Origin of the sequence: Bradyrhizobium sp. SPXBL-04, from assembly GCF_051853035.1 — a bacterium.
GTDB classification, from domain to species: Bacteria; Pseudomonadota; Alphaproteobacteria; order Rhizobiales; family Xanthobacteraceae; genus Bradyrhizobium; species Bradyrhizobium zhanjiangense.
The window spans coordinates 665,522-689,342 of sequence record NZ_CP182472.1; the positions used below are offsets into that span (position 1 = coordinate 665,522).

Here is a 23,821-nt window from a genome sequence, read left to right on the forward strand (position 1 = left end):
ACTTCCGTGTCCGGGGACAGGGCCAAAGGCGCGGCCCTATCCCATTGAATCCGTTGGGTTTACGCGGCGAAGCGATCCACGCCGGCGCCCTTAAGCAAATCGGCGAGCTGCTTGCGGGCGTAAAACATCCGCGTTTTCACCGTGCTCTGGGGATGCCGATGATCTGCCCGACCTCCTCCACCGACTTCTCGTGATAGTAGACGAGGTTGATGATCTCGCGATGCGCAGGCGACAGCTTCTGCACGCAGGCGCGCAGGATGGCGCTGGTGTCGCTGCGGTCGAGCGAGGTCTCCGGCGTGTCGGAATCGTCGGGGATCTGACGCACATCCTCCTGGTCGATGTCCTCGAAACGGCGCTGGCGCATCGCGGTCAGCGCCTTGAAGCGGGCGATCGAGAGCAGCCAGGTCGAGACCTGCGAGCGGCCCTGGAATTGGCCGGCGGTCCGCCACACGTCCAAAAACACCTGGCTGACGAGGTCTTCCGCCGTAGTGGCATCGCGCACGATGCGCAAGATGAAGCGGTAAACCCGCACATTGTGCCGGCAATAGAGGATGTGCATGGCCGTCCGGTTGCCGCCGGCAATGCTTTCGAGAAGCATGTCGTCCGAAGTCGCCTGAGCGGCAATGATGCTTTGGCTGGCCTGGGCGTTGATGGCAATGACGTTCGGCATGAAATTAGCTCCCCGTAGCGCCGCAACCGAGCGGCGTTTCCTTGAGGGAAAGTGTTAATCAGCCAACGTTTCGGGACGTCTGCACGAAAAGCGGAAAATGGTTTCGTGCGCCGCCAAATTGTTTCGTCGAAAGGGGTGCGACGAAACATTCGGAGCAAAAAAGCGTGGAATTTCAATGTACGGGAAATACGGGGTGGGGATTGGCGGCGTGAGGAACGAATTTGGGGGTGTTGCGTTCGCTGCCGCCTCAAGCGTCGTCCTGGCGAAAGCCAGGACCCATAGCCACAGGATTGGGTTTGGCGAAGACTCGTGGTTATCAGTTCGGTCGCGCCAAACACACTGCCGCCGTCGGCGCTCCGCTTACCCGGACGATCATCATCGTAGGGTGAGCAAAGGCGCGCTTCGCGCCGTGCCCACCATCTTTCTGCAAGCGCTGTGAGAATGGTGGGCACGCCTCGCTTTGCCCACCCTACGGCACCTAACTCTTCCGCGCGCCGCCTACGCCTTCTCGCCGGCCGGCGAGAACAGATAGCCGCCGCCGCGGATGGTGCGGATCACGGCGGGCTTGGCGGGATCGGGCTCGATCTTGCGGCGGATGCGCATGATGCGGAGGTCGACGGCGCGATCGAAGGCTTCGGCGTCGCGTGCATTGGCGAGCTCCAGCAGGCGCTCGCGCGACAGCACGCGCTTCGGATTGGCGGCGAACACCTTGAGCAGACCGAACTCGGACGCCGTCAGCGGATGCTCGTTGCCCTCGTCGTCGCGCAACGCCTGCGCTTCGAGATCGAGCCATTTGGTGCCGAAGCGCACCAATTGATCCTTGTCGGACTTCGCGGCGGCGTCCGGCGCGGCAGCCTTGGCCGGCCCGCTCCGCCGCAGCACCGAACGGATGCGCGCCATCAGCTCGCGCAGCTCGCAGGGTTTTGCCACGTAATCATCGGCGCCGAGCTCGAGCCCGACGACGCGGTCGATCGGGCTCGCGGTCGCCGTCAGCATGATCACGGGCACGTTGATGCGGCTCTTGAGGTCGCGGATGATCGAGAGCCCATCTTCCTCGGGCATGTTGAGATCGAGCACGACGAGGTCGGGCATGCTGCCCTGGATCGCGGCGCGCAAGGACTTGCCGCCGTCGCACAGCGTCACGGTGAAGCCGTGCATCTTGAGATAATCGCCGACCATCTCCCGGGCCGGAGCCTCATCGTCGACGATCATGATGTGCTGGCTTTGGGTCATGGTCCTGAGATCACGGCATTTCAGTCGCGGGAAGCGTGATGGTGAAGGTCGAGCCCGTGCCGGGCCCGTCGCTGTCGGCCGTCACCTCGCCGCCATGCATGTCGATAATACGCTTCACGATGGATAACCCAAGCCCTGTCGAGCTCTCGCCGGCGGTCGGCTTTGCCGACAGCCGCTGGAACCGGCCGAACAGGCGGCCGAGATCCTCCGGCGACAGGCCGGCGCCTTCGTCGCTGACGCGGACGATGGTTTCGCTGCCCTCATGGGTCACGGCCACGGCGATCTTGCCGCCGATCGGCGAGTATTTGATGGCGTTGCTGATGAGGTTGTCGATCGCCTCGCGGATGCGGTCGGTGTCGCACATGGTGACGATGTTGGGCGGCGCGGTGACGCTGATCGTCTGCTGCTTGTTGACGGCGAGCGGCTGGTTGGCTTCGGCGACCTCCTTGACCAGGCCCGCGACGTCGACCGGTTCGCGGCGGATGGTGATGTCGAAGGCATCGGCCATCGCGTCCGAGATCAAATGATCGACCATCGTGGTCAGCCGCTTGGTGGCGTCGCGGATGTGATCGACCTGGGCGACCACGCCGCTTTGCGAGGCGCCGGTCGAGATCAGCTCCTTCAGCATCTCGGTGCGGCCGAGGATGACGCCGAGCGGATTCTTCAGATCGTGCGCGACGGTGCCCAAAATCTCGTTCTTGAAGCCGTTGGCGCGCTGCAGCCGCAGCCATTGCGCGGAGAGGCGGCGGTTGGCCTGCATCAGCGCGCGGGTGCGCTGGGCGACACGGTCCTCCAGCTGCGTGTTGGCGTCCTGGAGCTGCTGGTAGAGGATGACGTTGTCGAAGGCGATCGAGAGCCGGCTGGAGAAGATCTCGACCAGCGAGCGATCGGTCTCCGACAGCTCGCGCTCGGCCTGCAGCAGCACCACCACCTCACGGCCGCTTCCGGTGCGCAAATAGATCACGCTGCGGTGGTCGGCGAATTCGTTCTTGCGGCGCTGGAACGCGGCCTCCACCATCTCGCGCAATTCGGGGTCGAGTGCCTTCGACGAGGTGGTGCCGATGAAGCGGCTGTAGCAGCCGCTGCCGGCGAGCACCGAGAGCTCGGGGTCGACCCCGCCATTGTCGCGCAGGACCAGGATGCCGGCGCAGTCGACATTGAGCAGCGAGGCGAGCTGGGTCAGCACGCCCTCGGCGAGCCGCTGCATCGACTTGAAGTCGTAAAGCGTCGAGGCGGCGTCGATGATGATCTCGAGCCCGCGGCGTGTCTGCACCATGCGCTCGAGCTGCTGATAGGAGCGCAGCGCGGCGGTCAGCGAGGTGAACAGCTTGTCGGCGGTGAGCTCGGTCTTGGCCTTGTAGTCGTTGATGTCGTACTGCACGATCACGCGCCGCTCCGGCGCCTGGCCGGGCTGACCGGTGCGCAGGATGATGCGGACGGTCTCGTTCTTGATCTCGTTGCGGATGAATTCGACGAGCTCGAGGCCGGCGACGTCGGTCTCCATGATGACGTCGAGCAGCACGGCAGCGATGTCGCCGTGCTCGGCCATCAGCTTGCGACCTTCCGCCGCCGAATAGGCCGACAGGATCTCCAGGCTCTGGCCGTTGAGGCTGTAGTCGGACAGCGCGAAACGGGTGCCGTCATGCACGGCCGGATCGTCGTCGATGACGGCGATCTTCCATTTCCGGGCGTTGGCATCCTCCGACGCGGTACCGGTGTCGTCGATCAGGTGGAGGACATCGTCCTGTTCGGCCATTGAGAAGTCCCGTCACTTTCTGTGCTTTGTGCGCCCTTGGCGATGCGGGGCATGATAATGCGAAAAGTAGTGCCTTGTCCCAGCTTGGATTCCAGCATCATGCGGCCGCCGAGCTGCTGGGTGACGAGGTTATAGACGATATGCAGGCCAAGTCCCGTGCCACCTTCATTACGCCGGGTGGTAAAGAAAGGGTCAAAGGCCTGGCGCTGCACGTCCGGGGTCATGCCGGCCCCGTCATCGGCGAAGCTGATCTCGATGTCGTCGGCCCCGCGCGGCCGGGCCGAGATCGCGATCGTGCCTGCGCGGCCGTCGGCGAAGGCGTGGTTGGCGGCGTTGAGGAAGAGGTTGGTCAGGATCTGGCCGTAGGAGCCGGGATAGCCGTCGAGCAGCAGCCCTTCGGGCACGTCGACCTGAAGCGTGATCGGCGAGCGCTTCAGCACCGGGCGCAGGCTGGCGATGATCTGGTCGGTGGCTTCACTGAGCGAGAACTGCCGCCGCTCGGCATGGGAGCGATCGACCGCGACCTGCTTGAACGACTGGATCAACTCGCCGGCGCGCTGCAGGTTGGCGACGAGCTGCTGCGAGGCGTCGCGCGAGGACTGCACGAACTCCTCGAGTTGCGAGCGGCGCAAGCCCCCGTCGCCCTTGAGCTGAGCCTCGAAGATCTCGCTGCGCCGGGCAAAGCTCGATGCAACGGTCAGGCTGATGCCGATCGGGTTGTTGACCTCGTGGGCGACGCCGGCAACGAGGCCGCCGAGCGCGGCGAGCCGTTCGGCGTCGATCAGATTCTGCTGCGCGGTGTTGAGCTCGAGCAGCGCGCTCTCGGCCTTCTCCTTCGACGCGCGCAGCTCGTCCTCGGTCTGGCGCTTGGCGATCGCGTTCTCGCGGAACACTTCCACGGCGCGCGCCATGGCGCCGACCTCGTCGCGTGCCTTGGTGCCCTGCACCTCGCGGTCGAGGTCGCCGAGCGTGATCGCGCGCATCGCCGCCATGAGCTGCTGGAGCGGCAGGCGGATCGACAGTGCGATCATCACGCCGGCGGTGAGGATGACGCCGAGGAAGATCACCGCGATCGACAGCACGCGGCGGGAAATATCGGCCAGCGTGCGATCAAAAGTCGCCTGCGCCTTCTGCTCGCGCTGGCGCATCTTGGTCGAGAGGTCGTCGATGGCGCCGATCGCTTCAGCCTGACTGGCGTCGATGGTGTTGCGCAACAGATCGGTGCGGCTCGCCAGCTGCTCGGAGAGCTTTGCAAAGCCCTCGCGCAAGGATGCGGTGCGGTCCGCGAGCCGCCGCAAGGCCATGCGCTGGAGGTCGTTGTCGGCGAGATCGATCATGACCGGGATGGTCTTCTCGATCGTCTCGGTGTTGCGGCGCGCGTCGTCGGCCGCGCCCGGTGACAGCGACAGATAGTAGGAATTGGCCGCGACCAGCATCGCGGTGAAGGCTTCGCGGGATTTTCCCAGCGAAGGCCAGATCAGCGCGTCGCGATGGCCGGTGGCGCCTTCGATGATGGAATAGAGGCCCGCCATGTCCTTGGCCGGGCCCTGCACCTGCTCCTCATAGGTCTTGGCGATGGTGGCCTGCACGCTGCGCAGCTCGCCAAAGCCGTTGAGGAAGCGGTCGGTGGTGCGCTCGAGCTCCTCCACCGAGCCCGACAACATCGGATCCTTGGTGGCGCGGTTGGTCAGCGTGCCCAGCACCGCCTCGCGCAGCAGCAGGATCTCGGCGAACAGGTCCGGGCTCGGCTGGTTGATGTAGCGATGGATCAGGTTTTGCAGACGCCCGGTCTCGCTTTCGAGCAGCGCCAGAATCCGGTCGGACTCGCGCACCTGGCGCACGTCGTCCCAGGCCGAGCCCAGCACCTGCGCGCCGTTCCAGATCATCGCCACCAGCACCACGACGACGGCGGAGTTCAGCGCCGCGATCGACAGGATGCGCCAGCGGATCGGCACCGCCCGCAGCGCGCCGACGAGACGCGCGCGCAGCCGCCCGATCGGGCCGGGCGGCCTCTCTGTGGTCTCGCTGTGTCCAAGCCCGGCCAAGAGGCTCTACTCCACCGTGCGAATGCGTTCGATCAGCGCGGCCGCGGCCGGATCGCGCCCGGCCTTGGCATAGATTGGAGCCATCGCCTCCTCGAACGGCTTGCGGTCGATGTCCTTGATGATGGTGGCGCCGGCTTCCTGGGCCTTGCGCTGCGACTGCTCCTCGAGGTCGCGCCATTTCTCGCGCATGAACAGGCTGGAGCGCTGCGCGGCCTCCTTGAAGATCGTCTGCTCCTCCGCCGAGAGGCTTTTCCAGGCCTTCAGCGAGATCACCAGCACTTCCGGGCTCATCGTGTGCTCGGTGAGCGCGTAGTGGCCGGCAAGTTTGTAATGGTCTGTCGTCACGAAGGATGGCCAGTTGTTTTCGGCGCCGTCGATCAGGTGGTTGGCAAGCCCGGTGAGCACCTGCCCGTAAGGCAGCTCGACCGGTTCGGCGCCGAGCGCGCGCATCATCTGGTTCATCAACTCCGACTGCTGCACCCGGATCCGCAATCCCCTGAGATCCGCGACACTCCTCACGGGCCGGACGCTGTTGTAGATCGACCTCGCGCCGGAATCGTAGAAGGCGAGCCCGACGAAGCCATAGGGCTCGAAGCTGTTCAAGATCTCGCTGCCGATCGGCCCGTCCAGCACCTTCTGCATGTGCTCGATGGACCGGAACAGGAACGGCATCGCCAGCACGTTCATCGCCGGGACGAAATTGCCGATCAGGGCGACGTTGGTCCGGTTGAGGTCGATGGCGCCGGCCCGGGTCTGCTCGATGGTCTCCTTCTCCTCACCGAGCTGGCGGGAGTGGAACACCTTGATCTCGTGCCGGCCGCCGGTGCGCTCGGCGATCAAGGCGCCCATGTAGCGCAGCGCCTGGACGGTCGGGTAATCCTCGGTCTGGGTGTCGGCGGCGCGAAATTCGCGTGCGACCGCGTCCGTCGTACAGACGGCAAGCAGAAGCGCGACGAAGATCACCCCGGTCCGCGAGAGTTCGGCACGGCTCAACACTGGCACACTCAACCCCTCAGTGGTGGAGTCTATGGCGGAAGGAAAAGGTTCAACGCAATCTAGCAAATGGTAAAGGGAAGGCCATCCCGCTCCGGGCGTCGGGCCGATTGCGCGGCGCGGCCGCCGCGCATTCCCGGTTGAAACTGCCAATGCCGCGCCTTAAGCAAGGCAGCCGCCCTTTAGTCGTGCGACACGGGAAGAGCCATCGTGATTTCAGCATTGCGCTTTTTGCAGGCCGTCGCCGTCCTTGCGGCTGTCACCATCGCCGCGCCAGTGCGTGCCGCCACCGACATCGCGCTGTGGCACGCCATGTCCGGCGAGCTCGGCCGGCAGCTCGACAAGCTCGCTGCCGACTTCAACGCCTCGCAGTCCGACTACCGCATCGTGCCCAGCTACAAGGGCAATTACACCGAGACGGTGACGGCAGCGATCTTCGCCTTCCGCTCGCGCAGCCAGCCTGCCATCGTCCAGGTCAACGAGGTCGCCACCGCCACGATGACCGCGGCCAGGGGTGCGATCTATCCCGTGTTCAGCCTGATGCGGGACCAGGGCGAGCCATTCTCGCTGGGCGATTACCTTCCCGCCGTCTCCGGCTACTACACCGATGCGGCCGGCAATCTATTGTCGTTCCCGTTCAATTCCTCGACGCCGATCCTCTATTATAACAAGACCATGTTCCGCGATGCCGGCCTCGATCCGGAGACGCCGCCGAAGACCTGGCCGGAATTGGGACTAGCTGCCAAGCGCCTGCGCGAACGCGGTGCGGTCTGCGGCTTCACCACCTCCTGGCCGTCCTGGATCCACGTCGAGAATTTCTCCGCCTTCCACAATTTAGTCCTGGCGACGCGGGCGAACGGCTTTGCCGGGCTGGACGCGGAATTGACCATCAACAATCCGGTTCTCGTCAAACACATCGCTCAGCTCAGCGAGTGGCAAAAGACAAAACTGTTCGACTATAGCGGCCGCGGACAAGCGGCCGAGCCGCGTTTCCAGAAAGGCGAATGCGGCATCTTCATCGGCTCCTCGGCGACGCGGGCCGACATCAAGGCGAACTCGAAATTCGAGATCGGCTACGGCATGATGCCGTACTGGCCCGACGTGAAGGGCGCGCCGCAGAATTCGATCATCGGCGGCGCCACGCTGTGGGTGCTGCGCGACCGGCCGCGCGAGGAGTACAAGGGCGTGGCGCGGTTCTTCGCCTATCTGTCGCAGCCGGGCGTGCAGGCTGCCTGGCACCAGAACACCGGCTATCTGCCTGTTACCCGCGCCGCCTTTGAGCTGACACGGTCGCAGGGATTCTACGAGCGCAATCCTGGTTCGGCGATCTCGTTCGAGGAGATCACGCTGCATCCGCCGACGGAGAACTCCAAGGGCGTCCGGCTCGGCTCTTTCGTGCTGATTCGCGGCGCGATCGAGGACGAGTTGGAGCAGGCCTTCGCCGGCCACAAAAGCGCGCAAGCAGCGCTGGATTCCGCCGTCGAGCGCGGCAACAAGCTGCTGCGCCAGTTCGAGCGCGCCAGTCCCGAGCGGTAGAATGTCGCGATTAGACATCGCTGCGACCGCGCGTGAGGTGCGCTCCCTCCCCCGCGTGCGGGGGAGGGTTGGGGAGAGGGTGCCTCCGCATCAGGACAATCACCTAGAGGAGAAAGCCCTCACCCGGCACTATGTGCCGACCTCTCCCGCAAGCGGGAGAGGTGCACCGCGTTCCTGGCTTATGCCAATCGCGCCAATGCGATGCTAGCGGTGAGTTTGGCCGTGGCGCAGAACGAGGTGCGCTCCCTCCCCCGCGTGCGGGGGAGGGTCGGGGAGAGGGTGCCTCCGCATCGGGACAATCACCTAGAGGAGAAAGCCCTCACCCGGCACTACGTGCCGACCTCTCCTGCAAGCGGGAGAGGTGCACCTCTTTGGCTTGCACAGAGCCAACCAAAGCTGACCCTGCCTTCGATGCGCGAATGCAGATGACCTTCACGCCGTCGCAACAACTGCCTCACTTCGCCGACGCTAAAAGCTTTCGCGCCTGGCGCTCCGACCCGGCGCAATGGCTGGGAATCGCGCTCGACATCGCGCGCGGCGAGGACCTCGATGCCAGCGCGCCGCAGGTGTTTGCGACCGGCACCAATCTGGTGGTCGGGCTCGGCGAGGGCCTCATCCTGAAAATCTTCCCGCCGCTCTTGCGCGCGCAATTCGTGTCCGAGCGTGGGTCGCTGGCGCAACTGAAAGGCCATCTCGGTCTACCGATTCCCGAGATCGTCGCCGAAGGGGAGCGCGACGGCTGGCCCTATCTGATCATCACGCGCCTTGCCGGCATGCTCGGCTCGGAGGTGTGGCCGCAATTGGCGGAAGACCAGAAGGAGCGCGTGCTGCGCCAGATCGGCGAGACCATCGCGGCCGTGCAGCGCGCGCCGCTCGGAGAGCTCGTGCACATCGAGCCGCGCTGGGACGGCTTCATGCGCCAGCAGATGCAGGGCTGCAAGGCGCGGCACGCGCGTCTCGGCCTTGCGCCGAAATTCCTCAAAGGCCTCGATGATCTCCTGCGCGACGCCGCAAAGCTCATTCCGTTGGATACGCCGCCGGTGATCCTGATCGGCGAATACATTCCGGAAAACTTCCTGCTCGCCTGCCGGAACGATCAATGGTCGCTCGCCGGGTTGTTCGATTTCGGCGACGTGCTGGCCGGATGGCGCGATTACGATCTGCTCGGCCCCAGCGCCTTCATGGCGGCGGGCCGGCCGGGCCGGGTGCACAGCCTGCTCGAAGGCTTCGGCTATGCAAAGCTGGATTTCGATCTGAAGCGCCGCCTGATGGCCCTGATGCTGCTGCACCGCGCCAGTGACCTCAACAGCCACATCTGCATCGAGGGCTGGCAGGACATGGCGGGCGATCTGGTCGAGTTGCAGGAGCTGATCTGGCCGGGGTGATCGCCGGTCGTCCACCACTGGTGTCGTCCTGGACAAGCGCAGCGCCTGGCTTTCGCCAGGACGACAGCGGAGAGGGAGGCGTGCCCGCCAAATGAGCCGCTATATCGAATAGCCTACATAATAAGCAAATGCCACGCTTTGTATGCAATGATAATGATTTGGGCTGTCGTCCTTCAGGCCGCAAATCCGACCTTTCGTCCGCGATTTCAGCGGATTAGCACGCTGGGCAACGCTCCACTAACCCTTGGCACGAACCTTGCGAATCCGGTTCCAACCAAAAACTTTGTGTTGGAGCGATTTCATGAAGCGCCGCGATTTCCTTAAGTCCGTTTCCGGATTGGCCGCTGGCGCGGCGCTTCCGGCCATGCCGCAGGTCGTTTCCTCCGCCAAGGCCGATGCGCGTTCGGAGACGCTGCTGATCGTCTCGGAAGGCGGCCCGAACAATCTCGACATCCATGGCGTCGGCACCAACGTGCCGGGCTACGAGGTGTCGTGGAATTGCTACGACCGCCTGATCAGCCACGAGATGAAGAGCGGTCCCGGCGGCGTGCCCTATTACGATCGCGACAAGTTCAAGGGCGAGCTCGCCGAGGACTTTAGGATCGACGACATGTCGGTCACCTTCAAGCTCAAGAAGAACGCCAAATTCCACGACGGCGCGCCGGTCACGGCGAAGGACGTGAAATGGTCGCTCGACCGCGCCGTCAGTGTCGGCGGCTTCCCGACCTTCCAGATGAGTGCGGGCTCACTGACCAAGCCCGAGCAGTTCGTCGTGATCGACGACTACACCGTGCGGGTCGATTTCCTGAAGAAGGACAGGCTGACGATTCCCGATCTCGCGGTCATCGTGCCCTGCATCGTCAATTCCGAGCTGGTGAAGAAGAACGCCAGCGAGAAGGACCCCTGGGGTCTCGAATTCACCAAGCAGCAGACCGCGGGCTCCGGCGCCTACAAGGTGACGAAGTGGACCGCCGGCACCGAAGTGGTGATGGAGCGCAACGAGGATTGGGTCGGCGGTCCCCTGCCCAAGATCAAGCGCGTGATCTGGCGCATGGTGCCGCAGGCCGGCAATCGCCGCGCGCTCTTGGAACGCGGCGATGCCGACATCTCCTATGAGCTGCCGTTCAGGGATTTCCAGGAGATGAAGGCGAACGGCAAGCTCAACGTGGTGTCGCTGCCGTTCTCCAACGGCATCCAGTATATCGGCATGAACGTGACCAAGCCGCCGTTCGACAATCCGAAGGTGCGGCAGGCCATCGCCTACGCGCTGCCCTACCAGAAGATCATGGACGCCGTGCTGTTCGGCCTCGGCAATCGCATGTTCGGCGCTGCCAAAGACAAGCCGACCGAAGTCGCCTGGCCGCAGCCGCACAAATACAACACGGACATGGAGAAGGCGAAGGCGCTATTGGCAGAAGCCGGCTATGCCAACGGTTTCGAGACCACGATCTCGTTCGACCTCAATTTTGCCGGCGTCAACGAGCCGCTCTGCGTGCTGGTGCAGGAGAGCCTCGCGCAGCTCGGCATCAAGACCACCATCAACAAGGTACCCGGCGCCAACTGGCGCACCGAGCTCAACAAGAAGGAGATGCCGCTCTTCACCAACGTGTTCTCGGGCTGGCTCGATTACCCCGAGTACTTTTTCTACTGGTGCTATCACGGCAACAATTCCGTCTTTAACACCATGAGCTACAGGTCGGCCGAGATGGACAAGCTGATCGACGGCGCGCGCAATGCTGCGGCTGTTGGCGACAAGGCAGCCTATGACGCCGACGTGAAGGGCTTCGTCGATCTCGCCTACGCCGACATCCCGCGCATCCCGCTGTATCAGCCCTTCGTCAACGTCGCGATGCAGAAGAACATCAGCGGCTACCAATACTGGTTCCACCGCCGCCTGGATTATCGCGCGATGGCGAAGGGGTGAGAGGGCATGCTGGTCGTCAGCGACGCATCGGCATCGGCACTGGGCTCCCTCTCCCGCTTGCGGGAGAGGGTTGGGGAGAGGGTGTCTCCGCTTTGGGATTGGCAGCGATTGCGGAGGGTGTCCCCGCTCGGCCAGAGCCCTCACCCGCCGCGCTCTGCGAGCGCGTCGGCCTCTCCCGCAAGCGGGAGAGGCGAAGCAAGCCCGCGGAGCACCCCATGCTGACCATGATCGGCAAGCGCCTGATGTTCGCGATTCCCTCGCTGATCGGCGTCGTCATCGTCACCTTCCTGCTGACGCGCGCGCTGCCCGGGGACCCCGCGGCCTACTTCGCCGGTCCCGCCGCAACCAAGGAAGCCGTCGAGCAGATCCGGAAAAAACTTGGCCTCGACCGGCCGCTGATCGAGCAGTTCTTCCGCTATACCAACGACCTCGCCCATGGCGATTTCGGCAACTCGCTCACCACGGGCCAGCCGGTCGCAACCGAGATCCGCAACCGCCTGCCGGCCTCCGCCGAGCTGACGCTGCTCGGCCTCATCGTCTCGATCGTGATCGCTATCCCGCTCGGCGTGCTGGCGGCGACGCGGCCGGGCTCATGGGTCGACCATCTCTGCCGGGTCACGACCACGGCCGGCGTGTCGCTGCCGGTGTTCTTCACGGGCCTCGTGCTGGTCTATGTCTTCTATTTCCGGCTCGGCTGGTCGCCGGCACCTCTCGGCCGGCTCGACGTGTTCTACAGCGCGCCGCCGACGGTGACAGGCTTCTATCTGATCGACACCCTGATCGCGCGGGACGTCGAGGCGTTCCGCTCGGCGCTGAGCCAGCTCATCCTGCCGGCGACGACGCTCGCGATCTTCTCGCTGGCGCCGATCGCGCGCATGACGCGCGCCTCGATGCTGGCGGTGCTCGCCTCGGAGTTTGTCCGCACCGCGCGCGCCAGCGGGCTGTCGCCGTCGACCGTTATCGTCACCTACGCCTTCCGCAACGCCATGCTGCCCGTCATCACCACGCTCAGCATGGTGTTCTCGTTCCTGTTGGGCGCCAACGTGCTGGTCGAAAAAGTGTTCGCATGGCCCGGCATCGGCTCCTATGCGGTGGAAGCGCTGATCTCGTCCGACTTCGCGCCGGTGCAGGGCTTCGTGCTGACCATGGCTGTCATGTACGTGCTGCTCAATCTCGTGATCGATATCCTCTATGGCGTGATCGATCCGCGTGTACGGGTGGAGGGCTGAACCATGATGAGGTTTCGTCCTATGCAAACTCCGACGAAGGTCCGCCCCCTCTCCCGCTTGCGGGGGAGGGTTGGGGAGGGGGTATCTCCGCGGGCGAGAGCCCCGATGTGGAGAGAGCCCCCACCCGGCGCGTTGCGCCGACCTCCCCCGCAAGCGGGAGAGATAAGGCGCTCCCGCGGCTTGCTGGTTTGATCAAACAACACCCGGGTGATCTCATGAGCTCCGTTGCGCCTGCTGTTGAACCGGTCGGTCCCGCGCGTACCTCGGGGCTATCGGCAATCCTCGAACAGACGCGCTATGTCCTCAGCGAAAACAAGGTCACGGGCTTTGCCTTTGCGCTGCTGATCCTGATCCTGGCCGCCGCGATCTTCGGTCCCTATGTGGTACCCTACGATCCACTGGCCTCCGACACCGCCGCGACGTTGCGGCCGCCGTCGGCGGCGCACTGGTTCGGCACCGATCAGTTGGGACGCGACATTTTTTGCCGCGTCATCGTCGCGACCCGGCTCGACACCTTCATCGCGATCGCCTCCGTCGCGCTGGTGTTCCTGATGGGCGGGCTCGCCGGCATCGCGGCCGGCTATTTCGGCGGCTGGACCGACCGCATCGTCGGCCGCATCGCCGACACCATCATGGCCTTCCCGCTGTTCGTGCTGGCGATGGGCATCGTCGCCGCGCTCGGCAACACCGTGCAGAACATCATCCTGGCCACCGCCATCGTGAACTTCCCGCTCTATGCCCGCGTCGCGCGCGCCGAAGCCAATGTCCGCCGCAATGCCGGCTTCGTGCAGGCCGCGCGCCTCTCCGGCAACGGCGAATTCCGCATCCTCTTGGTGCATATCCTGCCCAACATCATGCCGATCATGATCGTGCAGATGTCGCTGACCATGGGCTACGCCATCCTCAATGCCGCGGGCCTCTCCTTCATCGGTCTCGGCGTCCGCCCGCCCACCGCCGAATGGGGCATCATGGTCGCCGAAGGCGCGGGCTTCATGGTCTCAGGCGAATGGTGGATCGCGCTATTCCCCGGCCTCGCGCTGATGATCGCCGTGTTCTGCTTCAACCTCCTCGGCGACGGCCTGCGCGACATCGTCGATCCCCAGCGGAGGACGTGATGGCTAGCGTAGGTCCAAATTTGCCGCAGAAATTCCCCAATGAAATCAATCCCGTTCTACTGTGCATGGGGTTGTTTTTGCCATTTTTGTTTGGGAGGCACCCCTGACCGCCCAGCCCCTGCTCGACATCCAGGACCTCACCGTCGAATTCACGACCCGCCGCGGCATCGTGAAGGCGGTGCAGCACGTCGACATCGCCGTCGCCAAGGGCGAGACGCTGGCGATCGTCGGCGAGTCCGGCTCCGGCAAATCGGTGACTTCCTATGCGGTGATGCGCATCCTCGATCGCGCGGGACGGATCGCCGAGGGCTCGGTGATGTTCTCGGGCATCGACGTCAAAGCCGCGACCGAGGACCAGATGCGCGATCTGCGCGGCCGCGAAGTCTCGATGATCTTCCAGAACCCGCGCGCAGCGCTCAATCCCATCCGCAAGGTCGGCGACCAGATCGAGGACGTCTTGCGCACCCATGTGCAGCAGGCCCAGGTCGCCGATCATGGCGAGAAAGCGATCGAAGCGTTGGAGCAGGTCAAGATCGTCCGCCCGCGCGAGCGCTACCACGCCTATCCGTTCGAGCTGTCAGGCGGCATGTGCCAGCGCGTCGTAATCGCGCTCGCGCTCGCCTGCAATCCGCAACTGCTGATCGCGGACGAGCCGACCACCGGCCTCGACGTCACTACGCAGAAGGCGGTGATGGATCTGATCGTCGAGCTGACCAAGCGCCGCGCGATGTCGACCATCCTGATCACCCACGACCTCGGCTTGGCCGCCGCCTATTGCGATCGCGTCGTGGTGATGGAGAAGGGCCGCGTGGTCGAGACCGCGAAAGCTGCCGAGATCTTTGCCCATCCGCAGCACCCCTATACGAAGAAGCTGATGCGCGCGACGCCGCGGCTCGGCGTGAGCTTGCGGGATCTGCTGCCGGAAGAGGATGCCGCGGGGGCGGCGTCCTTCGCCTCTCCCCGCGTGCGGGGAGAGGCCGACACGCTCGGCAGCGCAATTGCGCGCCAGAGCGTGGCGGGTGAGGGGGACTCTCCAAGCACCGCGGTCGTGGAAGCAGCCCCTCACCCCGACCCTCTCCCCGTGAAGAACGGGGAGAGGGAGAAGAAGCCCCTCCTCCTCGTCGAAAAGCTCGTCAAGGAATACCCCCGCCAGGGCGCGGCCGCCCTGCTCGGAAAACTGTTCGGCCGCAAGCCGCCCGTGGAGCCGGACGTGTTCCGCGCCGTCGACGGCATCAGCTTCTCGATTGGCGTCGGCGAGAGCGTTGGCCTCGTCGGCGAGTCCGGTTGCGGCAAATCGACGACGTCGATGATGGTGATGCGCCTCCTGGACCAAACCTCGGGCCTGATCCAGTTCGACGGCGAGAACATCGGCGGCATCGCGCCTGCCAGCTTCGCCCGGCTGCCGCAGCGCAGCCGGATCCAGATGGTCTTCCAGGACCCGACCGACAGCCTCAACCCGCGCTTCACCGCCGCGCGCGCCATCGCGGACCCGATCGTGCAACTCGGCGACATCAGGGGCCGCGAAGCGCTCCGCGCCCGCTGCGAGGAGCTGGCCACCATGGTCGGCCTGCCGCACAATCTGCTCGACCGCTTCCCGCATCAATTGTCCGGCGGCCAGAAAGCTCGAATCGGCATCGCCCGCGCCATCGCGCTGCATCCCAAGCTCGTCATCCTCGACGAGCCGACGGCGGCGCTGGACGTCTCGGTGCAGGCCGTCGTGCTGAACCTGCTTCAGGACCTCAAGGCGCGACTAGGTATGAGCTATCTGTTCGTCTCGCATGATTTGAATGTGGTGCGCTTGTTGTGCGATCGTGTCATTGTGATGCGGACGGGTCGGATCGTCGAAGAGGGCTCTTCCGAGAATGTCTTGAGCGATCCGCAGGACGACTACACCAAAGAGCTGCTGACGGCGATCCCGCATCCGCCGTTGCAGATACACTAAGAGTGCACTGATTGTTCGAGAGAGCGATGGCCGAACCGCTGGACGACTATATCGACGCCGTATCGAAAGCGCTGGCACTGCCGGTTGAGGAGGCCTGGAGGCCTGCGGTGCGCGCCAACCTCGAAGTCTCGCTGCGGCTTGGCCGCCTCGTCGACGAATTCGCGCTGCCGGACGAGACCGAGCCGGCGCCGATTTTCACGGCCTGACGTCGCCATGACCATCAAGCCAGAGATGACGGCCTCGGGAATCGCGAGCGCGGTTGCGGGCGGCAGGATGTCGGCGCTCGCTGCCACGGAAGCAGCTCTCGCGCGCATCAAGCAGCACGACACCATCCTCAATTCCTTCACCGACGTCACCGCCGATCGCGCCCGTGCCAAGGCGCGCGCGATCGATGCTGACATCGCCGCGGGCAAGAAAGTCGGCCCGCTCGCCGGCGTGCCCTTCGCGGTGAAGAACTTGTTCGATGTCGCGGGCGTCGTCACGCGCGCCGGCTCGAAGATCAACCGCGACCTCGCGCCCGCCAGGCGCGACGCCACGCTGATCGAGCGGATGGAAGCGGCCGGCGCCGTGCTGGTCGGCGCGCTCAACATGGGCGAATACGCCTATGACTTCACCGGCGAGAACATCCATGACGGTCCCTCGCGCAATCCCCATGACACCACGCGGATGACCGGCGGCTCGTCGGGCGGCTCCGGCAGCGCCGTCGGCGGCGCGCTGGTGCCGATCGCGCTCGGCTCGGACACCAATGGGTCGATCCGCGTGCCGTCCTCGTTCTGCGGCATCTTTGGCTTGAAGCCGACCTATGGTCGGCTGTCGCGGGCGCGCTCGTTCCCGTTCGTGGCGAGTCTCGATCATCTCGGCCCCTTCGCACGCTCGGTCGCCGACCTCGCACTCGCCTACGACGTCATGCAGGGCCCGGATGCCGATGATGGCGCCTGCACCACCCGTGGTGTCGAACATGTGGCGCCGCTGCTCGGCGAGTCCATTTCAGGCTTGCGCGTCGCGATCGCCGGCGGGCACTTCCAGAAGAACGTGTTTCCGGAAGCGGTCGAAGCCATCAGCCGCGTTGCCAAGGCGCTCGGCGCGACTGCGGTCGTCGACATCCCCGAAGCCTCGCGCGCCCGTGCGGCCGCCTATGTCATCACCACCACCGAAGGCGCCTCGCTGCATCTCGACCGCCTGCGCAAGCGCCCGAACGATTTCGATCCGGCCGTGCGCGACCGCTTGATCGCCGGCGCCATGGTGCCGGCGCCGCTGGTCGACCGCGCGCAAAAATTCCGCCGCTGGTATCGCGCTCAGCTGGCCGAAATCTTCAAGTCGGTCGACGTACTGCTTGCGCCGGCAACGCCGTGCACTGCGCCGAAGCTTGGTCAGGTGAATTTCACGCTCGACGGCGTCGAGCTGCCGGTGCGCGCCAATATCGGCATCCACACCCAGCCGATCTCCTTCATCGGCCTGCCGGTCGTCGCCGTGCCGGTGCCCCTCGAGCCGTTGCCGATGGGCGTGCAGATCATCGCCGCGCCCTGGCGCGAGGACATTGCGCTCCGCGTCGCGCACGCATTGGAGAAGATGGGCGTGGTATCCGCGCCGTCGCCGAGGGGACTTTAAGAGGAATTTGAGATGGAGATCGATCTCCCCGACGTGATCGCGGAAGTCAAAGCCGCATTCGAGCGCTATGAGCAGGCCCTCGTCAGCAACGACGTCGCCGTGCTCGGCGAGCTCTTCCGCAATGATTCCCGCACGCTGCGCTACGGCATCGGCGAGAATCTCTATGGCTATGAGGCGATCTCCGGCTTCCGCGCCGGCCGCTCGCCGGTCGGCCTGAACCGGCGCACCGCGAAGACCGTGATTACGAGCTATGGCCGCGAGGCGGCCGTGGCCTCCACCTTGTTCTATCGCGACACGGCGCCCGGCAAGGTCGGCCGGCAGATGCAGACGTGGATTCGTTTCCCCGAGGGCTGGCGCGTCGTCGCCGCCCATGTCAGCATCATCGACGAGCCGAAAGAGACCGTATGACGCTTGACGACTTCCCGCAGGGCACGTTGCCGGCCGAGCCGGTGGTGCCGCGCGTCGACCGTCCTTCGCCGTCGGTGCACAAGGTCACGCGCGCCGAGGAACTGCGCCTTCAGCTCGCCGATGAGATCGTGCGCGGAACCCTGGCTCCCGGTGCACCGTTGGACGAAACCGACATTGCGCGGCGGTTCAGCGTCTCGCGCACGCCGGTGCGCGAGGCGTTGCGCCAGCTGGTCGCGAGCGGTCTCGTCGAGGCGCGCGCCCATCGTGGCGCGGTGGTGGCGCAGCCCTCGATCGAGCGTCTCAAGAGCATGTTCGAGGCGATGGCTGAGCTCGAGGCGCTGTGCGCGGGCCTTGCCGCCGAACGCATGTCCGCCGCCGAGCGACATGGATTGGAGTCCATTCACGAAGAGTTGCGGGTGCTGAGCTATGCCGGCAATCCCGAGCGTTTCCACGAGGTCAATGAGCGCTTCCACAACGCGATCTATGCGGGATCGCAGAATGGCTACATCGCCGAGATCACGCTCGCCACCCGCGTCCGCGTGCAGCCGTTCCGCCGCGCCCAGTTCCGCAATCTCGGCCGTCTCGCCAAATCGCAAGCCGAGCACGATCGCGTCGTCGTCGCCATCATGCGCGGCGACAAGCAAGGCGCCGCCGCTGCCATGCGCGCGCACATCGAGCTGGTGCGCGGCGAGTATGAGATCTACGCGGTGTCGGTGTAGGCGGCGCGCGCGGGGCCGTAGGGTGGGCAAAGGCGCAAAGCGCCGTGCCCACCGTCTTTCCTATTTGATGTTGATGGTGGGCACGCTTCGCTTTGCCCACCCTGCGGCACCTAAGCCGTCGCGGCTTCCTTCATATACTTCCGCCAGCCACCATACGCCGTGATATCGCGCGCCTCGCCCAGCACCTCAGGCTCGACGAGAAAGCCCTTCACGCTGCGGCCATCGGCGAGCCGGATCGTGCCGATCGCCATCGGCGCGGGAATCGCATTGACGAACTTGCCGAAGGCGGACGACGACAGCGACCAGATCTCCAGCTCGATCGCGGCGCCCTTGCCGGCTTCGACGCGCAGCATGCCCGGCTTCGGCGGTGTGGTCTTGAGCGCGTAGAGCTTGTAGTCGGGCGCTGTCTTGGTCGCCTCGATCAGGCGCCCGTTCAGGGCCTTCAATTCGCCGTTCAGCGCCATGCCAGACAGATGGGCGCCGACGACGGCGATCGGAATCTCGTCGCCGCTGCTTGCGAGAAGCGGTGCGAGCGGTGCCTGTGCCACGCGCTGTGCGCCGAGACTCAGCTTCGTATCCGCATGGAACACACGGCCGATGCTCGCGAGCAGCGCGTCGCATCCTGCGGGGGCGAGCAGCGTGATGCCGAATGGAATGCCGTCCGTGCGCATCGAAGCCGGCACGGCGAGGCCACAGAGATCGAGCAGATTGACAAAATTGGTGTAGGTGCCGAGCCGACTGTTGAGCTCGATCGGATTGGCCAGCACCTGCGCGGTCGTATAAGCGGTCGGCGCCGTCGGCAGCACCAGGGCGTCGATACGCGCGAAAGTGCGCTCGGCGACCTTGCGCAGGCCCTGCAGGCGGTAGAGCGCAGAGAAGGTCTCCGCCGCCGTCAGCCGCGCGCCGGCCGCCGTGATCTCGCGCGTCACCGGATGGATCGCATCGGGTGCGGACGCGAGCAGATTCTTGATCACGAGGTAACGCTCGGCGACCCACGGACCCTCATAGAGCAGCTGCGCCGTCTCGTAGAACAGCTCGAGGTCGAACTCGACCAGATCAGCGCCAAGTGCGGTCCAGCGCTTCAGCGCATCGCTGTAAGCGGCTTCCGCCTTCTTGTCGCCGAAGAAGATCAGCTGTCCGTTGCGCGGCACACCCAGGCGCAAATTCGCCGGGAACGGCGTGATCGGCCCCAGCGGCCGGTCGCGCGAGAACGGATCGGCCTGGTCCGGCCCCGCCATCACGGAGAGCGCCAGCGCGGCGTCGTCGACCGTCAAGGCGAATACCGAGATGCAGTCGAGCGTGCGGCAGGCGGGCACCAGGCCCGCGGTCGAGATCATGCCGAGGCTCGGCTTGAGCCCGACGATGTTGTTGAGCATCGCCGGCACGCGGCCGCTGCCGGCGGTGTCGGTGCCGAGCGACAGCGGCACCAGCCCGGCGCCGACGGCGACCGCCGATCCCGAGCTCGAGCCGCCGGGAATGAGATCGTCGCGGATCGCATTCTTGGGAATGCCGTAGGGCGAGCGCACGCCGACGAGGCCGGTCGCGAACTGGTCGAGATTGGTCTTGCCGATGATGATGGCGCCGGCGGCGCGCAGGCGCTCGACCGCGGTGGAGTCGCGCGTCGGCGTGTAGGAGAAGGCCGGGCAGGCCGCCGTGGTCGGAAATCCCAGCGCGTCGATATTGTCCTTGACCGCAACCGGCACGCCATAGAGCGGCAGGCTCGTGGCATCCTTCGTGGCAAGTCTCTCGGCCTCCGCGATCGCATCCGTCTCGTCGCGCAGGCTGATGAACACGGCGGGATCGTTATGGTCGCGGATGCGCCGATAAGTCCGCGCGACCGTCTGCGCCGGCGTCAGGGTGCCCGCGCGATGCGCGGCCACAATCGCGGCGATCGTTTCAGGCTGCTCAGCCCCCATGGCGACAAAACTCCGGCAACTGGTTTACCCGGCTTGAAGCAAGCGATGTGCCATTGTGTACAGTATCGGGGCCAGGCAGGTGTCGCGGATATTGTCGTGAGATCAGTAGCTTGCGGAGTTCTGGTGGTCGAGCGCAATTGCTCGGTTGCAGGCATCTGCTTAAACTGTGGGCAGCCGAGATCAGGTAAAGTCGGCGAGGATCCGGAGCAGGTGCTGCCGGTTCTCCCTGCCGAGCTTCGCCTCGACATGCCGCTCGTGTTCGGCCGCGAGGCGCTTGAACTTGCTGAGCGCCGCCGCGCCCGGCGCGGTAAGGTACAGCGCGTGCGAACGCCGGTCCGTCTTCGACTTGATCCGCTTCACGTATCGGCGCTGTTCGAGGCTGTCGAGCAGATGCACCAGCCGGGCGCGCTCGATGCCGAGGCGCTTGGCCACCGCCATCTGCGACAGGCCCGGATTGGCGCCGATCACCGTCAGCACCGAATATTGCGTCGGCCGGATATCGACCTCGCCGAGCGTCTTGATGAAGTCCTGGAAGATCCAGATCTGGAAGCGCCGCACCGCATAGCCGGCGTGGCCGACCAGCGCGTCGAGGCCGACCTCGTCGGCGTCGTTCCGCTGCGCAGCGCCGTTGCCGGCGCGTTTGCGTGGGGACGTCTGGGCTGCGCTGGTTGTCACATCGTGTCTCCCTCTGCCGAACCTTAGCGCTTCGACGCTCGGGGTGAAAGTTTGTTGTTGACGACAACAATTGTCGTGCCCAACATTGTGGCCAAGGCAGCCCGGAACGAGGCTGCGGCCGATCCCGGATCCGGGGCGAGGAGGAAACCCGATGACAGCCGCCTCACGCGGTGATGCTGCGAGCCTGTTCGCAACACCCAGAACCGTTGCCGAGCATCGCGCCGACGGCAGCATCGTGCTGCGCTCGCCCGAGCCACTTGGCGAAAGCGCGCGCTGCACCGGCGACTGGCTGGAGCAGTGGGCGCGGCAAACGCCCGATACGATCTTCCTCGCCGAGCGCGGCAGCGCCGAACGGCCCTGGACCACCATCACCTACGCGCAGGCGCTGCGGCAGGTACGGGCGGCCGCGTCCTGGATCCTGGCGCAGGGCCTCAGTGCCGAGCGCCCGCTCGCCATCCTCTCCGACAACAGCATTGATCATGCGCTGCTCGCGCTCGCCGCGCAGCATGTCGGCGTGCCCTCGGCGGCGATCTCGCCTGCCTATTCGCTGATGTCGAAAGATTTCGACAAGCTCAGGAGCATGATCGCGCTGCTCGAGCCAGGCGCGATCTATGTCTCCGCGATGAAGCCATTTGCGGCGGCGCTAGATGCGATCAGGCCGCTGCACACGGCGCAGATCATCAGCGGCAATGCCGACGATGTCGACGCGCTGTCGTTCCGCACCATCGCGGCGACGCCCGAAACGTCCGACGTCGCAAAAGCCTTCGCTGCGGTGACGCCAGACACGATCGCAAGATTGCTGTTCACCTCGGGCTCGACCGGTACGCCCAAGGCGGTCATCAACACCCAGCGCATGCTGACATCGAGCCAGCAGGCCAAGGCGCAGACATGGACATTCCTCGAACCGGGCTGCGGCGATCTCGTGATTCTCGATTGGCTGCCCTGGAGCCACACCTTCGGCGCCAATCACAATTTCAACCTCGTGCTGCGCAACGGCGGCTCGCTCTACATCGACGGCGGCAAACCGGCTCCGGGCCTGTTTGCGATCTCGCTCGCCAATCTAAGAAGCGTGATTCCGACGGTCTATTTCAACGTGCCACGCGGCTTCGACATGCTGATCGCGGCCCTCCGCGGCGATGAGGAGCTGCGCCGCCGCTTCTTCGGCGAGGTGAAGTTCGCGTTCTATGCTGGCGCCGCGCTGCCGCAGAATCTCTGGGATGCGCTGGAGCAGCTTTCCATCGAGACCGTCGGTCGTGCGTTGCCGATGGTCTCGGCCTGGGGCTCGACCGAAACTTCCCCGCTCGCGACCGATTGCCATTTCCTCGCAGAACGCTCGGGCAATATCGGCGTGCCCATTCCCGGCACCGAGCTCAAGCTCGTCGCCTCCGGCGATAAGCTGGAGGTGCGCGTACGCGGTCCCAACGTCACGCCGGGCTATTGGAAGGCGCCCGAGCTGACGAAGCAGGCGTTCGACGAAGAGGGCTTCTATCTCATTGGTGACGCCGTGAAGTTTGCCGATGCGAAGCGGCCTGAGCGCGGTCTGTTCTTCGATGGTCGCGTCGCGGAAGATTTCAAGCTCAATTCCGGCACCTGGGTCAGCGTCGGCACGCTGCGCGTCGCCGGCATCGCCGCATTGGCGCCGCTCGCGCAGGACATCGTCGTCACCGGCCATGGCGGCGACGAGGTGCGCTTCCTGGTGTTCCCGAATATCGCTGCCTGCCGCGCCCATGCCGGGCTGGGCGAGACGGCAACTGTGAACGACGTGCTGGCGCATGACAAGGTCAGGACCGCGATCGCGCAAGGTCTGGCACGGCTGAAACAGCAGAGCGGCAACTCCTCCGGCCATGCCACGCGCGCGTTGTTGCTCGCCGAGCCGCCGTCGGTCGACGGCGGCGAGATCACCGACAAGGGCTACATCAACCAGCGCGCCGTGCTGACGCGCCGCGCGGATGCGGTGGCGCGGTTGAATGATGATGCGTCGGCGGAGTGGATTGGCTGTGCTTGACCGGGCGCTCTCCTCACACCTTCTTCGCTTCCACCGCCATTCGCACCGCGAGCCCGGCCAGCACCGTGCCCATCAGCCAGCGCTGCACCAGCATCCAGCTCGGCCGGCTCGCCAGGAACAGCGCGATCGATCCGGCCGCGAGCGCGATCATCGCATTGACGCTGACGCTGATCGCGATCTGGATCGCCCCTAATACCACCGACTGTGTCAGCACGCTGCCGGCGGTCGGATCGATGAACTGCGGCAGCAGCGCCAGATACAGCATCGCGATCTTCGGATTGAGCAGGTTGGTGACGAAGCCCATCGCGAACAATTTGCGCGGGCTGTCGATCGCGAGCTTCCTGACCTGGAACGGCGAGCGCCCGCCCGGCTTCACCGCCTGCCAGGCGAGCCACAGCAGATAGCCGGCGCCAGCGAAGCGCAGCGCGTCATAGGCGAAGGGAATGGCGAGCAGCAGCGCCGTGATGCCGAACGCCGCGCACAGCATGTAGAACACGAAGCCCAGCGCCACGCCGCCGAGGGAGACGATGCCCGCCGCCGGCCCCTGCGTGATCGAGCGCGAGATCAGGTAGATCATGTTCGGCCCGGGCGTGAGCACGAGGCCGAGGCAGACGAGGGCAAAGCCGAGCAGGGCGGGGGTGTGGGGCATGGGTGAACCGGTG

18 protein-coding genes and 1 pseudogene are annotated in these 23,821 nt (G+C 65.3%); 11 read left to right on the plus strand and 8 right to left on the minus strand.

All coding sequences use genetic code 11. The features are described 5' to 3' along the window. Nucleotides 1–59: 59 nt before the first annotated feature. The 5 genes and pseudogenes from ACNJX8_RS03035 to ACNJX8_RS03055 all read right to left on the minus strand — a co-directional run bounded on the left by ACNJX8_RS03035 (nt 60) and on the right by ACNJX8_RS03055 (nt 6,706). Nucleotides 60–670, minus strand: a pseudogene (locus ACNJX8_RS03035) (sigma-70 family RNA polymerase sigma factor). Between the two features lie 498 nt (nt 671–1,168). Next, the gene (locus ACNJX8_RS03040; RefSeq protein ID WP_128930856.1) at nt 1,169–1,903 is read right to left on the minus strand and encodes a response regulator; all 735 of its coding nucleotides are present in this window, start codon (nt 1,901–1,903) and stop codon (nt 1,169–1,171) included. 10 nt (nt 1,904–1,913) lie between these two features. Further along, entirely contained in the window at nt 1,914–3,659 is a 1,746-nt protein-coding gene (locus ACNJX8_RS03045) for an ATP-binding response regulator (RefSeq protein ID WP_128940876.1), read from the minus strand. Beyond that, nucleotides 3,629–5,704, minus strand: coding sequence for a sensor histidine kinase (locus ACNJX8_RS03050; RefSeq protein ID WP_245473418.1), 2,076 nt, complete (start codon nt 5,702–5,704; stop codon nt 3,629–3,631). The genes ACNJX8_RS03045 and ACNJX8_RS03050 overlap by 31 nt, the downstream gene beginning before the upstream one ends. Before the next feature lie 6 nt (nt 5,705–5,710). After that, entirely contained in the window at nt 5,711–6,706 is a 996-nt protein-coding gene (locus ACNJX8_RS03055; RefSeq protein WP_439359573.1) for a TRAP transporter substrate-binding protein, read from the minus strand. A gap of 204 nt (nt 6,707–6,910) precedes the next feature. Here ACNJX8_RS03055 and ugpB point away from each other — a divergent pair, with 204 nt between their 5' ends. The 10 genes from ugpB (at nt 6,911) to ACNJX8_RS03105 (ending at nt 18,563) form a co-directional block, all read left to right on the plus strand. Continuing rightward, nucleotides 6,911–8,233 carry a sn-glycerol-3-phosphate ABC transporter substrate-binding protein UgpB gene (gene ugpB / locus ACNJX8_RS03060; protein ID WP_439362059.1) on the plus strand — a complete coding sequence of 441 codons (1,323 nt, stop codon included), beginning with the start codon at nt 6,911–6,913 and terminating at the stop codon, nt 8,231–8,233. Between the two features lie 425 nt (nt 8,234–8,658). Then, a complete protein-coding gene (locus ACNJX8_RS03065) occupies nt 8,659–9,618 on the plus strand; it encodes an aminoglycoside phosphotransferase family protein (protein ID WP_439362060.1) in 960 nt (319 codons plus the stop codon). 301 nt (nt 9,619–9,919) lie between these two features. Beyond that, complete coding sequence (locus ACNJX8_RS03070) at nt 9,920–11,542, plus strand: ABC transporter substrate-binding protein (RefSeq protein WP_439359575.1); 1,623 nt, start codon at nt 9,920–9,922, stop codon at nt 11,540–11,542. 215 nt (nt 11,543–11,757) lie between these two features. Then, the gene (locus tag ACNJX8_RS03075) at nt 11,758–12,771 is read left to right on the plus strand and encodes an ABC transporter permease (protein ID WP_439359577.1); all 1,014 of its coding nucleotides are present in this window, start codon (nt 11,758–11,760) and stop codon (nt 12,769–12,771) included. Between the two features lie 215 nt (nt 12,772–12,986). Further along, nucleotides 12,987–13,886 carry an ABC transporter permease gene (locus tag ACNJX8_RS03080; protein ID WP_439359578.1) on the plus strand — a complete coding sequence of 300 codons (900 nt, stop codon included), beginning with the start codon at nt 12,987–12,989 and terminating at the stop codon, nt 13,884–13,886. A 103-nt stretch (nt 13,887–13,989) separates the two neighbouring features. Continuing rightward, the gene (locus tag ACNJX8_RS03085; RefSeq protein ID WP_439362061.1) at nt 13,990–15,828 is read left to right on the plus strand and encodes a dipeptide ABC transporter ATP-binding protein; all 1,839 of its coding nucleotides are present in this window, start codon (nt 13,990–13,992) and stop codon (nt 15,826–15,828) included. Nucleotides 15,829–15,854: 26 nt separating this feature from the next. Further along, nucleotides 15,855–16,034 carry a DUF4089 domain-containing protein gene (locus ACNJX8_RS03090; RefSeq protein WP_128930863.1) on the plus strand — a complete coding sequence of 60 codons (180 nt, stop codon included), beginning with the start codon at nt 15,855–15,857 and terminating at the stop codon, nt 16,032–16,034. A 7-nt stretch (nt 16,035–16,041) separates the two neighbouring features. Beyond that, nucleotides 16,042–17,436, plus strand: coding sequence for an AtzE family amidohydrolase (locus ACNJX8_RS03095; protein WP_439359580.1), 1,395 nt, complete (start codon nt 16,042–16,044; stop codon nt 17,434–17,436). A 12-nt stretch (nt 17,437–17,448) separates the two neighbouring features. Then, nucleotides 17,449–17,844 carry an oxalurate catabolism protein HpxZ gene (gene hpxZ, locus ACNJX8_RS03100; protein ID WP_128930864.1) on the plus strand — a complete coding sequence of 132 codons (396 nt, stop codon included), beginning with the start codon at nt 17,449–17,451 and terminating at the stop codon, nt 17,842–17,844. Further along, complete coding sequence (locus tag ACNJX8_RS03105) at nt 17,841–18,563, plus strand: GntR family transcriptional regulator (protein WP_128930865.1); 723 nt, start codon at nt 17,841–17,843, stop codon at nt 18,561–18,563. Before hpxZ ends, ACNJX8_RS03105 begins: the two co-directional genes overlap by 4 nt. A 110-nt stretch (nt 18,564–18,673) precedes the next feature. Here ACNJX8_RS03105 and atzF read toward each other — a convergent pair whose 3' ends face one another. Then, the gene (gene atzF, locus ACNJX8_RS03110; RefSeq protein ID WP_439359583.1) at nt 18,674–20,479 is read right to left on the minus strand and encodes an allophanate hydrolase; all 1,806 of its coding nucleotides are present in this window, start codon (nt 20,477–20,479) and stop codon (nt 18,674–18,676) included. 180 nt (nt 20,480–20,659) lie between these two features. Continuing rightward, nucleotides 20,660–21,154: a MarR family winged helix-turn-helix transcriptional regulator gene (locus tag ACNJX8_RS03115; protein WP_439359585.1), complete on the minus strand. Its 495-nt coding sequence runs from the start codon at nt 21,152–21,154 to the stop codon at nt 20,660–20,662. A gap of 151 nt (nt 21,155–21,305) precedes the next feature. On the opposite strand from ACNJX8_RS03115, the gene ACNJX8_RS03120 reads away from it, so the two are divergent. Further along, nucleotides 21,306–23,159, plus strand: coding sequence for a feruloyl-CoA synthase (locus ACNJX8_RS03120; RefSeq protein ID WP_439359586.1), 1,854 nt, complete (start codon nt 21,306–21,308; stop codon nt 23,157–23,159). Nucleotides 23,160–23,172: 13 nt separating this feature from the next. Here the strand turns inward: ACNJX8_RS03120 and ACNJX8_RS03125 are convergent, their stop codons facing one another. Further along, nucleotides 23,173–23,808: a LysE family translocator gene (locus ACNJX8_RS03125; RefSeq protein WP_128940864.1), complete on the minus strand. Its 636-nt coding sequence runs from the start codon at nt 23,806–23,808 to the stop codon at nt 23,173–23,175. Nucleotides 23,809–23,821 lie beyond the last annotated feature (13 nt).